Annotated in this window: 12 protein-coding genes; 5 read left to right on the forward strand and 7 right to left on the reverse strand. The window is 41.5% G+C overall.

Translation table 11 applies throughout. From position 1 onward, the window contains the following. Positions 1–125 precede the first annotated feature (125 nt). Complete coding sequence (locus SNE25_RS03760; protein ID WP_321563752.1) at positions 126–1,310, reverse strand: DUF5009 domain-containing protein; 1,185 nt, start codon at positions 1,308–1,310, stop codon at positions 126–128. An 81-nt stretch (positions 1,311–1,391) separates the two neighbouring features. Further along, positions 1,392–2,447, reverse strand: coding sequence for a 4-hydroxythreonine-4-phosphate dehydrogenase PdxA (gene pdxA / locus SNE25_RS03765; RefSeq protein WP_321563753.1), 1,056 nt, complete (start codon positions 2,445–2,447; stop codon positions 1,392–1,394). 232 nt (positions 2,448–2,679) lie between these two features. Between pdxA and rsmA the strand changes: the two genes are divergently transcribed. After that, positions 2,680–3,468 carry a 16S rRNA (adenine(1518)-N(6)/adenine(1519)-N(6))-dimethyltransferase RsmA gene (gene rsmA, locus SNE25_RS03770; RefSeq protein WP_321563754.1) on the forward strand — a complete coding sequence of 263 codons (789 nt, stop codon included), beginning with the start codon at positions 2,680–2,682 and terminating at the stop codon, positions 3,466–3,468. A gap of 104 nt (positions 3,469–3,572) precedes the next feature. Here the strand turns inward: rsmA and SNE25_RS03775 are convergent, their stop codons facing one another. Continuing rightward, a complete protein-coding gene (locus tag SNE25_RS03775) occupies positions 3,573–4,133 on the reverse strand; it encodes a hypothetical protein (protein WP_321563755.1) in 561 nt (186 codons plus the stop codon). Between the two features lie 174 nt (positions 4,134–4,307). Here SNE25_RS03775 and SNE25_RS03780 point away from each other — a divergent pair, with 174 nt between their 5' ends. The 4 genes from SNE25_RS03780 (at position 4,308) to SNE25_RS03795 (ending at position 7,250) form a co-directional block, all read left to right on the forward strand. Beyond that, positions 4,308–5,231, forward strand: a complete 924-nt coding sequence (locus SNE25_RS03780) for an NAD(P)-dependent oxidoreductase (RefSeq protein WP_321563756.1) — start codon at positions 4,308–4,310, stop codon at positions 5,229–5,231. Between the two features lie 437 nt (positions 5,232–5,668). After that, the gene (greA, locus tag SNE25_RS03785) at positions 5,669–6,142 is read left to right on the forward strand and encodes a transcription elongation factor GreA (RefSeq protein WP_321563757.1); all 474 of its coding nucleotides are present in this window, start codon (positions 5,669–5,671) and stop codon (positions 6,140–6,142) included. Positions 6,143–6,284: 142 nt separating this feature from the next. Next, a complete protein-coding gene (locus tag SNE25_RS03790) occupies positions 6,285–6,680 on the forward strand; it encodes an HIT family protein (protein ID WP_321563758.1) in 396 nt (131 codons plus the stop codon). A gap of 6 nt (positions 6,681–6,686) precedes the next feature. Continuing rightward, on the forward strand, positions 6,687–7,250 hold the full coding sequence (locus SNE25_RS03795) for a hypothetical protein (RefSeq protein WP_321563759.1): 564 nt from the start codon (positions 6,687–6,689) through the stop codon (positions 7,248–7,250). A gap of 26 nt (positions 7,251–7,276) precedes the next feature. On the opposite strand, the gene ruvC is transcribed toward SNE25_RS03795, so the two are convergent. The 4 genes from ruvC to SNE25_RS03815 all read right to left on the reverse strand — a co-directional run bounded on the left by ruvC (position 7,277) and on the right by SNE25_RS03815 (position 12,473). After that, the gene (ruvC, locus tag SNE25_RS03800; RefSeq protein ID WP_321563760.1) at positions 7,277–7,855 is read right to left on the reverse strand and encodes a crossover junction endodeoxyribonuclease RuvC; all 579 of its coding nucleotides are present in this window, start codon (positions 7,853–7,855) and stop codon (positions 7,277–7,279) included. A 79-nt stretch (positions 7,856–7,934) separates the two neighbouring features. Then, positions 7,935–8,576, reverse strand: coding sequence for a leucyl/phenylalanyl-tRNA--protein transferase (gene aat, locus SNE25_RS03805; protein WP_321563761.1), 642 nt, complete (start codon positions 8,574–8,576; stop codon positions 7,935–7,937). Between the two features lie 11 nt (positions 8,577–8,587). Continuing rightward, complete coding sequence (locus tag SNE25_RS03810; RefSeq protein WP_321563762.1) at positions 8,588–10,531, reverse strand: DUF3857 domain-containing protein; 1,944 nt, start codon at positions 10,529–10,531, stop codon at positions 8,588–8,590. Between the two features lie 7 nt (positions 10,532–10,538). Next, positions 10,539–12,473: a DUF3857 domain-containing protein gene (locus SNE25_RS03815; RefSeq protein WP_321563763.1), complete on the reverse strand. Its 1,935-nt coding sequence runs from the start codon at positions 12,471–12,473 to the stop codon at positions 10,539–10,541. Positions 12,474–12,619 lie beyond the last annotated feature (146 nt).

Here is a 12,619-nt window from a genome sequence, read left to right on the forward strand (position 1 = left end):
GGCGAACGGCAATGATAAGATGACTAACACTTAATGCAGGGACTGATAATAGGCGAAAGTAAACCAAATACCGTTTCGGTATTCAAAATTAACAATCTTTTTTTTACAAGAATGTTTCTTTCACGTTAAATTTTCAGCCGAATATTAATCTTATCCAGCAGCCCAGTTAACCATACCATTACAAAGGCAAATATAATGCATTTGATAAGGCCCCCTGTGCCCTGGCTCAGGTATTCGGGATAGCCAAGTTTGGTCATTTCATACATAGGGTAAAACAAAAATGGTATAATATAGCAAGTAAACGTATTGGTGCCCGCCGGTTCAATTACCTTAAACCAATTGTACTTATGTTTAAAATCTACCACATAAATAAATATAGCATACATAACCAGGCTTATACCGGTACAAATAAGCACCCATGAAGGAGTATCGCGTGCTTTTGATATACCCCCGCTAAAGTAGCGTACTATAAAGCCCATGTTAAACATAATAATGGCTATAAGTATAAGCGCAGCCCATAATAGCTTAATTTCATTATTGGCCTTAAGGCGCATATAAAGTACCGAAACAAACACGCCGGCCATAGTAAAGGCCTGCATGGCCCCGTTGCCGGCTATCCACACATATTTCTGAAGCCCACTTAAAAAATCAAGAAAGCCGAAGTGAAAATCGATATTGAAGAACATGAAGAAGATCCATGCTGCGGCCTGTATCCATAAATAACCGCCGGAGTAATAGTATATAAGCGCACAAAGCAAGTACGACCAGCCAATAAGCCCCAGTATGCCCCACCAGGTAAAATGCAGCCAGGTATGCCCCGGATCGCTTGTTTTGTATAGTACGGACATGGCCAGCAGCAGCGCTATACCAAAGCCCTGCAATATATAACGTTTAAGATTGGACGTGTCTTTACTGTAATCTAAAAATATAAAGAAAAAGCTAAACGTAACCAGGCTTTCCCACACCGGCTTGGGTAAAGCAGTAGTAACCTCGTTATAGGTTTCCATATTGGCGTGGAAAAAGCCAATAAATATCAGCGCAAACGACCGGCTGACTATACGCGAGAGTAATTTATAATTGCCTTTTTTTAACCTGTTTTGAAAAGCGAATGGTATGGATAAGCCAACAATAAATAAAAATGCAGGGAAAATAGTGTCTGCAAGCCCTAAAGCATCAACGTTTTCGCCAGCATGTTTTAACCAGTTTGGAGTATTTGGAATGCCGTCAAGATCATTCACAAATATCATCAGGAACATCGTTACGGCACGGAAAGCGTCAATAGAGCGGACACGACTAAAAAAATCATTCATTAAACTTGTAAATGCAATATCAGCGCAAATGTTTTAATCTAACGTTAATTAAATTGAAACATTATTATTACAGGCCATATTTTAATCCCTGTCGCGGCTCAGCTTGGTAAATACCAGCGGGTTTTCGTTAAGTTCCAATGTTTCGCGGCGGTGTTTTACAATATGTATAGCCGTAAATAATGCTTCACGGAACGATATTTCTGAAGCCATATTTTTACCGGCTATGTCATAAGCTGTTCCATGATCGGGAGAGGTACGTACAAAGCTTAAACCGGCCGTAAAATTAACTCCCGATTCAAATGCTATTTGCTTAAAGGGTATAAGCCCCTGGTCATGGTACATAGCCAGTACTGCATCAAATTGTAAATAGGTGCCGTTTGCAAAAAAACCATCGGCAGGGTATGGGCCAAAGGCCAATATATCATTATTGCGGGCCTCTTCAATAGCCGGTATAATGGTGTCTTTTTCTTCGTTGCCTATAAGGCCATTGTCACTGGCATGGGGGTTAAGGCCCAGTACCGCAATTTTGGGTTTCCGTATCCAAAAATCGTTTTGCAGACTGTGGTTCATCAGCTTAAGCTTGGCCAATATTTTTTCGGTAGTAATGCTTTCCGAAACTTTAGCAATGGGGATATGCCCCGTAACTACACCAACCCTTAAGGTATCGCTCACCAAAAACATTAACGATTCGGCAGCGCCGTCACGCTCCTGTAAATACTCGGTATGGCCCGGGAAGTTAAACTGATCGCTTTGAATATTATCCTTATTGATAGGCGCCGTAACCAGTGCGTCAATGTAACCCTCCTTTAAATCGAACGTTGCGCGTTCTAATGATTTAAACGCGTACTTGCCACCTGTTTCGGTAACTGTTCCGGGCTCAATTTTTACATCCTCATCCCAGCAATTGATCATGTTGGGTTTTTTATGCTGCGCCTGTGAAGGGTCGTTTATAACCTGAAAATTAAGCTCATTTATATGGGTTGCACGGCGATGGAATGACGCTACTTTAGTATGGCCATAAACGATAGGTGTACAATATTCATAAATATGGTTATCGGCCAAAGTTTTAAGGATAATTTCTAAACCTATACCATTTACATCACCTATACTTATCCCTACTTTAATTTTTTCGCTCATTTTATTATTGATGATTACGCAGATTATTTGATGATTTCACCGATTATGGGGGTGATTTCACTGATGTCAATCTGTGATTGTTTTTATTATTAATTTGTGGCCCGGGTATTGCCTTTTACCTTTAACCTTTCAGTTTTTATCTGATTTTTTTACTGCAAATAAAAGATTTTAAGCTTATAGTTCCCGAATAAAGCACAAATATGCCTTAATTTGCTCAAATATTTGACTAATAATGACATTGGTAAGGGCAAAAAAACATTTAGGGCAACATTTTCTTACTGATAAAAATATAGCCGCAAAAATTGTGGACAGTCTGAAACCGGCCGGCAGGTACCACCATGTGCTGGAGGTTGGTCCCGGTATGGGCATCCTGTCTGATTTTTTGTTGCAGAAGACCGAGTATGAGGTGTCATTGATAGATATAGATACAGAGTCGTACGAGTTTCTTCAGAAAAAGTACCCTCAACTGGGCAAGCGCCTTATTAACGCCGACTTTTTAGAAATGGATTTTGAAGATGTGTTTAGCGGGCCTTTTGCCATTATTGGTAATTTCCCTTACAACATATCATCGCAGATACTTTTTAAGGTGCTTGACAGCAGACAACAAGTAGTTGAAGTAGTGGGTATGTTCCAGAAAGAAGTTGCTGAGCGCTGCTCTGCAAAGCCCGGCAGTAAGGAATACGGTATACTCAGCGTTTTTTTACAGGCATATTATAAAGTAGAATACCTGTTTACCGTTAAGGCCGGGGTTTTTAATCCGCCGCCCAAAGTGCTGTCGGCAGTGATCAGGCTCACCCGTAACAATGCCGAAACGCTTGACTGCGACGAAAAGCTTTTCTGGCAAATTGTAAAAGCCGGCTTTAATCAAAGGCGTAAAACCTTGCGTAACGCGGTATCATCGCTTATTAATAAAGAAAAAATGGCAGACAACACTACGCTCGACCTGCGCGCCGAGCGCCTGAGCGTTGCTGATTTTGTAAAGCTTACCAATGAGGTTGCAGCAAGCAGGGTTGGTAGTTGATTTTTTTGTCATGCTGAATGGAGTGAAGCATCCGTTCTGCGATTGCAAAGCTCAATAGTAGATCCTTTATACGTTCAGGATGACAAATAATGTAGAATATACTATTAGCTCACTTGTATCACCATGGGCTCGCCATAGGTTTCTTTTATAGAATCGGCCATGCGTTTAACAAACAGGTAATTGGCCGTGCCGCCTATTACGGCGCCAACTACTGGTATTATCCTTTCGGCGGTGCGGGTGCCTAACAGCATCAACAGTTTTTCGGCGATACCTTCCATCATGGTTTTGGTGAGTGTTACACCTGCCTCTACTTTAAGCGAAGTGGCTACCAGGTTCATGAACTCTTCGTATCCTATGTGGTAACTGCCCTTGTTATAGTACATAATGGCCATAGTTACCCTGAATTGCTGGGTTATCAGGTTTATAAAATCAACGGGCATTCCGGCAATAAGCGTGATCATACCGCCGCTGCCTGCTATGGCACCCGAGCCTGCCGCCATTATAGCACACTGATTAATGAATTTGTCGAGCCCCAGGCTATCAACCCCCTTTTTTATCTTGAGCTGGTCAATATGGTTATATACCTGCTTAAAGCCACTATCAGTTAGTTTCCCGGCCTGCTGCTTTATATCGGCGCCCAGTTTGTTGAATTTGATAAGTTTCATTTATCTGTAGATTAATGATCTGATTGATAATTATACGCTATTCCCGTGCCAATTTATAAAATCATTAAAATGGCAGAAAATATATTTAAAGCGTAAAAATTATTTAATCTGGTAAAACTCTGGCCAGTAATAACATGGGGTTTTGTAAATTCGCCCCTTAATAAAATTTAACAATTGAAAAATAATATCCTTATTGTTGATGACGTCCACCCCATATTTATGGAAATGGCAACGGCCAAAGGCTATCATTGCGATTACAAGCCACTTATAAAGGCTGATGAAGCCCTTCAAATAATCGGCGATTATGCCGGTTTGGTTATCCGCTCAAAATTCAGGGTAGATAAGCAGGTAATTGACGCTGCCGCCAGTCTGCGTTTTGTGGCCCGTGCCGGTGCCGGTATGGACAATATTGACGAAGCATACGCTGCCGAAAAAGGAATCAGCCGGATTAACGCGCCCGAAGGTAACTCCGATGCCGTTGGTGAGCATGCTGTGGGTTTACTGTTATCATTAATGAATAACTTAAACCGCGGCGATGCCGAGATCAGGGCAGGGGAGTGGAAACGCGAAGCTAACCGCGGGTACGAATTGAAAGGAAAAACCGTGGGCATTATTGGCTACGGCCACATGGGGCATAGCTTTGCCCGCAAACTATCAGGTTTTCAGGTTGATGTGATTGCTTATGATAAATACAAAACCGGCTTTAGCGACAGGTATGCCCGCGAAGTAAGTATGGAAGATATTGTAAAACACAGCGACGTACTGAGCCTGCATATACCGTTAACCACTGAAACAAACGGACTGGTTGACGATGAATACCTGTTTCATTTTAAGAAGCCCATATTTTTCATCAATACCTCGCGCGGTAAAACCGCCAGGGTAAGCGCTGTACTGAACGCCATAAAAGAGGGCAAAATTTTAGGCGCTGGTTTGGATGTGCTGGAGGTAGAAAAATTCCCGGCCCTGGCCGAACAAACCTGGTTTGATGAGCTGCGCCAGAGCGGTAAAGTATTACTGAGCCCACATGTAGCCGGATGGACGTTTGACTCCTACCGCAAAATAAGCGAGGTAATGGCTGAGAAGCTGGTTGCTGTTTGAGTTGTGAGTTGTGAGTTGTGAGTTGTGAGTTGTGAGTTGTGAGTTGTGAGTTGTGAGTTGTGAGTTGTGAGTTGTGAGTTGTGAGTTGTGAGTTGTGAGTTGTGAGTTGTGAGTTGTGAGTTGTGAGTTGTGAGTTGTGAGTTGTGAAAAAAATGGCATTCAATTTAGTCAAAATCCTGGTAATCCCGTTAATCTGGCTAATCCGGTTCAGATAAAGGAATCAACGAAATCAATACAATCAAAAAAAATCAACGGTCAAATAAATTTGGATAATAAAATTTAAATAACTTATCTTCGTTAAATACAAAAGCAAGACTATGTAGGCCGAGGTCCATATAGTCTTGTTTGTTTTTATAGTCATAGCGTCCTTCTTAAAACAAGGGGGGCGGTTTTTTTTGGATGACCAATAGGATAGAACATTAAATAAATTAAGTGTTATGGCAGAGGTATCATACTTTACCAAAGATGGTTTAGAAAAATTAAAAGAAGAATTACAAAGATTAAAAACAACCGGTCGTTCGGATATATCAAAACAAATTGCGGAGGCACGTGATAAAGGCGATTTATCTGAAAATGCCGAATACGATGCGGCCAAAGAAGCACAAGGTTTGCATGAAGCTAAAATAGCCCAAATGCAGGAAACGCTGGCTAATGCCCGCCTGCTTGATGAATCAAAACTTGATGTATCAAAAGTGCTGGCCCTGTCAATTGTTAAGATCAAAAACCTTAAAAATGGCGCCACCATGAGCTACCAGCTGGTAGCGGAGAGCGAAGCCGACCTTAAAACCGGAAAAATTTCGGTAGCATCGCCAATTGCCAAAGGATTACTGGGCAAAAAAGTAGGCGAAAAAACAGAAATAACAGTGCCTGCAGGTACTATTGAATTTGAAATACTTGAAATTAGCAGGTAATACAGTTATGAGCAGTGAGTTTTGAGTAATGAGTTGTCTGAATCTTGATTTGCATGATTAAAGGATTTTTTAGATTCATTATTCAAAACCTAAACTCAATTTAAACTGATAACTCACAACTCATCACTCAAAACACAAAAAAATGACCATTTTTTCTAAAATAGTAGCAGGCGAAATTCCCGCCCATGTAGTAGCTGAAAGTAATGAGTTCCTGGCTTTTCTGGATATCAGTCCGCTGGCTGAGGGCCACGTCCTGGTAATACCAAAAAAAGAGGTTGATTATATATTTGATCTTGATGATGAAACGTATACCGGGCTGCATATCTTCGCTAAAATTGTAGCTACAGCCCTGAAAAAAGCTATCCCATGTAAAAGAATTGGTGTAGCTGTAATTGGCCTGGAAGTACCTCACGTACATATACATCTGATACCCATGAACCGGGTTGATGATCTTAATTTTTCCCGCCCCAAACTGAGCTTTACTCCGGAAGAGCTTGTAGCTACAAAGGAGAAAATAAAAGCGGCGTTTAGGGAATAATCTCAGATGATTGTTTCTGAAGTCTTCGCCGGAGCGTATACGCTTAAATTTAATAGCTTGCCTGCTTATGATGAAGGATCCGTGGATAATCATGTTTATGATGCAGTTTATGGAAAGGATTCCGAATACAGGTTCACTGCGGTTTATGAGATCTCTGTTTTTTTAACTAACGATCTTTTAAAAAGGGTATTAATAAGAGCAAAGGGTGGAGGAACAGCCATTCATAAAACCTCTTTAGTGATTGAAGAAGATCTTATAGTTATTTGTTGCTCTGATACCGTTTTTTGCTTGTCTCTGCCTGAATTAACACTTCTCTGGAATACAAAAGCAGATCTGGCTACTTGTTTTGAAGTGTTTAAATATCAATCCGATTATATAGTTCACGGGGAATTGGAAATAAGCCGTTTAAGTAGAAATGGCGAGATCATTTGGCAGCAGAGCGGTGCTGATATTTTTGTATCGACGAAAAGTAATGAAGACAATTTTGCTATTACCGATAATTATATTTTAGCCACCGATTGGGATAATAGAAAATATAAGTTCGATTTTGACGGGAACATTATTGTATAAAATCTGAAAATCATTTATCCGCACATTTATTTTACAATGCGCTTTGCATTATCCTTCACAAAAGTGTCCCAGCCGGAGTATGATTTTTTGCTGCCGGTTTTACCCCCGGTAGTTATCCGTTGAAACGAGTGGCAAACGGCTACGGCCAGGCCGTCAGTAGCATCTAAAAAGTCGGGAGTTTCTTTAAAGCTCAGCAGGTTTTGCAGCATGGCGGCAACCTGCTCTTTGGTAGCATTACCGTTGCCGGTGATGGATTGTTTTATTTTGCGCGGCGCATATTCTGTAATATCCACATTACGGCTCAGGGCCGCGGCCATGGCTACACCCTGCGCACGGCCAAGCTTAAGCATTACCTGTATGTTCTTGCCATAAAAAGGCGCTTCAATTGCCAAACAATCGGGGTGGTAATTATCAATAAGGGCTACGGTTTTTTCAAATATGCGCTGCAGCTTCAGCATGTGGTCGTCGGCAACGTTCATTTTTACCACGCCCAGGGCAATGAGCTCAATTTTTGGTCCGGTTTCTTTAACCAGGCCATAACCCATAACGGCAGTACCGGGGTCGATGCCTAAAATAATACGTTCTTTAGTGTTTGCTTGCTGCACGTTTCAAAGGTAGTTATATAGGAGCTAAAAGCCCAGAGCGTAAAGCCGAAAGCTTTTGTGAATTTTTATTGGCAGGTGTTTATCGGCTTAAGCCAGATTGTAAAACATCCATATACTGCTCGCGGCTGATCATGCGGGCCCCCATCGATTCGAGGTGTTCGGTATGCACCTGGCAGTCTATCAGCTCAAATTGTTTGCTTTTGCAAAGGTGTATCAGCGCAGTTTTGGAGGCATTGCTTACCCGGCTGAACATACTTTCGCCGCAAAAAACGTGGCCAACCTGTACGCCATATATACCACCAACCAGTTCCTTATCCTGCCATATTTCAACAGAGTGGGCGTATCCTTCTGCATGCAACTGATTGTAAGCTGCCTTCATATCGGCGGTGATCCAGGTACCATCCTGACCCTCGCGGGGTACGGTTGAGCAGGCCATGATCACTTCATTAAAACAGGTATTGGCAGTTACATTGAATTTACCCGAGCGCAGTACCTGGCGCATGGATTTGGAAATTTTTAATTCCTGCGGATACAACACAAAACGTTCATGAGGCGAATACCATAGTATGGGTGTATCATCACTATACCAGGGGAAAATACCGTTTTGATAGGCCAGCAGTAAGCGCTGGGTCGAGAGGTCGCCGCCTACAGCCAGGAGCCCGTCTGGTTCGGCCAAACCGGGCTCCGGAAATAATAAACGTTTATCAAGCCTGAATATCATCAGGGGCAAATTTACGCTTTGCGGTGTATCACCAATTTTTTATTTTGAGCTTTGGCCACTGCATCCATGTACACCTGCATTTCGGTGTATTTGGCCGCGGGAATTACCTGGTTGGTTAAGTTAAATTTCGCGGTACTGATCACCTGGTTTTTAGCTGCATCATATTTATATTTTACCTCGTAAGTACCATAGCTGAATTTCAGGCTTTGGTCTGTTGGCAGCGCCTCAACTTCAAAACCGGCCGGCAGATCAATGGTGGTAACGCAGGTTTTTAGCATTGGTGAGTTAAAATAATAGTTTGATCTTCGCTTTTCCTCAGCCGGTAAAGTGCCAGACCAAAGCATAAATGCCTGCGGGCGATAGAATTGTTTATCGCCGGTAGCGATGTCACAAAACTTATCATATTGCATATCAATGGTTACATCTTTAAACCCATCCTTGTCGGCAGCAGGGGTGTACTCAAAAAGCGAGGGCTGTTTTATATGCAACTCCTTTATAAGATACTCTTTTTGCTCATCGGTTTTATAATTGGGCAGCCTGTCAACAAACATGCTGCGGTACTGGCCATTGCTTGAAACCTTAATTTGTGCTTTGGCGCCACCATCGGCATCAAGTATAAGATGAACATAGCTGTTAAATTGATTGTCTGCCGGTGAGCTTTTGGGAGTGTTAACCAGCTTGCCTCCCTCGTCGGTTATCAGCAGTGCATTGCGGTTTTCGGTAAAGGGGCCAAGTTTGCCAAATGCCGTGGTATTGCTTGTACATTCGAGCCAGGTAGTGTCATTTTTAAAAGGGATGCACAATATGGCATGATTAAAAGTATTGTTTGGAAAGGCAAAGTCGGCAGGTTCCTCATTATAACCCGCTTTGATAATGGCATAGTTTGAGGGTATATTAACCGCGCTGAGCAAGGCCCGCATATAGTTTGATAACGCCTTACAATCGCCATATTTTTTTTGATCAACAAAAGTTGCCGGAAAAGGCTTGTAGCCGCCTATGCCCAACTGAATGCTTACATAGCGCATGCTTTTTTGCATATAGTTGTACAAAAAGCGGGCTTTTTCTTTATCGGTTTTGATGGTGTCGGTCATCTTTTTTACTTCGGCTATACGCTCAGGAGTAAGGGTGCAAACATCATCATTTAATGATTTTATCCAGTTCCCAAAGGCCTGCCAGTTATTGAAGGTACCCGGATAGCCATAGCAGTTAAAGAGGTCGGTCGCGAAGGATATTTTTGATTGTATGTTCCATGACATTACATTTTCCTCTTTTTTTATTGCTTTCAGGTTTTTAACCGACCAGGTATAAGTGTCGAAGCCTTCTGAATTGCCTTTTTCAGGTTTAAGCTTTGTATTGGTGGCTTTAAAACGGAAACCAACCGCCGGGTTTACGGAAATTTTGCAATACTCATTTTGTACAGCTTGTTCCATTTTGTCCTGTACATACCAGCTATTCAGACTTATGAAGCTACTCTCATTTTCCTCAAAAATAATTTCAACGGTAGTTGGGTAAGCCGCAATTGTATGCTTTATTGCCAGGTAGCGATCATCTGTTACAATGGTTTCGTCATTTGAGGCCGAGCCATCATACATATCGCTTTTGCGATATTTTTTGATAAGCGTACCCGAGGCGTTATAAATGTTTAGCTCAATATTGGTGTATGAATCATACTTACGGTTATAAGGCAATGCAAGTATAGCATCATCATCTCCCTTGTCATTAAGTATGGTTACAATGCTATGCTCTTTTGTTATTTGCTTACCGGCATCTTTTATAGTGGTTTCACGGGCTTCATAACGGACTACAACGTTAGCGTCTTCTTTCAATGAATCGGGAATAGCCGAGGCGATATACAGATCTTTGGGAAGGTTTTTATCCTGGCTGTAGCCCTGATTATATAGTGTGCATAAGGCCGCTACGGTAAGTAGCAGCCTGTTATAATTTTTAGTAAACATAAGGTTATCAGGATTTTTTGAGTACAACCTGCTCATTAAGCATTTCGTACATTTTTTTACAAAATTCATGGAACTCGGCATAGTTCTCTTTAAAGTACATGGATTGCTTAAAGTCGACACTCAGCCTTATCATAACAGAACCATCCTGCTCTGCAATGATGCGCCTGAAAACAATACTCTTATCTGGTATCATCATGCTCAGGCTTTTTGGCAGCGCATCAACCTTATATCCGGCGGGCAATTTAAAAATGCCGGTAATGTTGTAATTATCGCGGTAACCGAAATCAATATCGGTTACCCGGTTCTCGTTTAAAAACGGATTGGTTTTAAGATCGGTAAATAAATTGGAGTTAAAATAAATGTAATTATCATCGGCCCCGGTGAGGTCCAGGTTGAAGTCCATTTTTTGCCTTAGCGGCAGTGTATCTACATCCATGTTCTCAAACGTAACCGAGGCTATTTTCATGTTGTTATTATCATCACGCAAAAAGTCGATATATTTTTTTTCGCCATCGGTTTTATATTTCTTAACACAGTTTATGCGGTTGTAAGCAAAGCTGCTGATGTCGGCCGAACCCGTCATTTTGCCTTCGGGTTTTATTTCGGCATTTATCAAAACGATCTGCCTTACGGGGTCCTTGTCTTGTAAAAAAGCAAGGTCATAAACCTTATCGACTTTATTAACATATAAACCAAAAGAGTTAAGGAAGTTATTGGGTACCTGGTTGTAGATATTGTATTTGCTGGTAGCATCAAGCACATAGTATTTATTACTATCAACCGGGATGTAGGCTACGGCACTGTTAAACTGGTACGAGCTTGGATAACCAGGGTTAACATGGCCATGCTTACGGGTACTTACCAGCATAGGGTATACTTGTAACCCTGTTTTCTTCAACAGGTGTGTCAGGATCAGGTTAACCTCGGCAGAGTTGCCCACCTTTTTTTCCCAGGCTTTTACGGTGCCATCGTTGGCATAACGGGCGTATACATCATTCCATTTAACGGTGTTTTTAACCTCATTAAAAATATAAGCTATCTTTTCATCATCCGTTTTTAAGCTTTTTGCTTTGGTGATAATGGCTTCTTCGTCGGCGAGTTTACGGTTTAGCTGACCGCCAAAATCTTCATCATCAGCCCAGCTTTCGCCAACTTTAGTCCACGAGTCTTGAAAAGTATGGGTGAAGCCATTGGTTGGCCTTATACTTAACAGCTGGAAAAGTATACGCTCGGAGTTATCATCACGGGAGCCCATAAACGGCTCATCTCGTAATGAAGGAATATTGGCTAGGGCCAATGTATGTGTATTTGAAGAGTTGGTTTTATCAACTACATAAGGATAATGTACATTTACCAATCTTTTATAATACAAGATATCCGGAACATTAGTGGCTAATTCGCTATACCGGGTTGGTAAATGACTTTGAAAATACCAGTCTGGAAAATCGGCTACGGAGTTGGCGGTGAGGCGGTATTTAAACTCAATAACCGAACCTGGTTTTACATTTGGAAATGAAAAAACCATGGCCGAGTAGTATTTATCAACCACTTCGGTAAATATCTGTTTTTTATCAACCTTGGTAATTTCAACAGTGCCGTTGTTTGAGTTAATAGTTTGCGCCTGCAAGCCGCTTATATATTCGGCCCGGTTGGCGCTGTAATACTCAATGCGAATGTTGGCTTCGCTTTTGCCGTTGTCATTAAAAATTTTAATGCGTTTATGGCGTTCGGTTACAACATTATAAGTTTGGTCAAAGTAAACCTCGCCCTTGTCAAACAGGATTTCGGCGTTTGCATCCTTCTCAAAGTCGCAGGCTTTCAATTCCAGATCGGCTTTATCAATTTTTCCGAAGGCTTGTGCGGTGGGTGCAGTGGCAGGCGTTTGCGCTTTGGCTGTAAAAGCCAATGCTCCCGCAAAAAGCAGAGTAAAGGTTTTATTCATGTGATAAGGTTTAAGAATATTTAAATTAATGTACAAATATGAAAATAAAAAAAACAATTTTATTTAATATTTGTATGGGTTTGATTTGTTGTAAAGCAAATTTACGATTTTGTATAATCCGGGCTGGTTTGATGATCTTTACAGCG

Origin of the sequence: Mucilaginibacter sabulilitoris (genome assembly GCF_034262375.1) — a bacterium.
Classification (GTDB): Bacteria; Bacteroidota; Bacteroidia; order Sphingobacteriales; family Sphingobacteriaceae; genus Mucilaginibacter; species Mucilaginibacter sabulilitoris.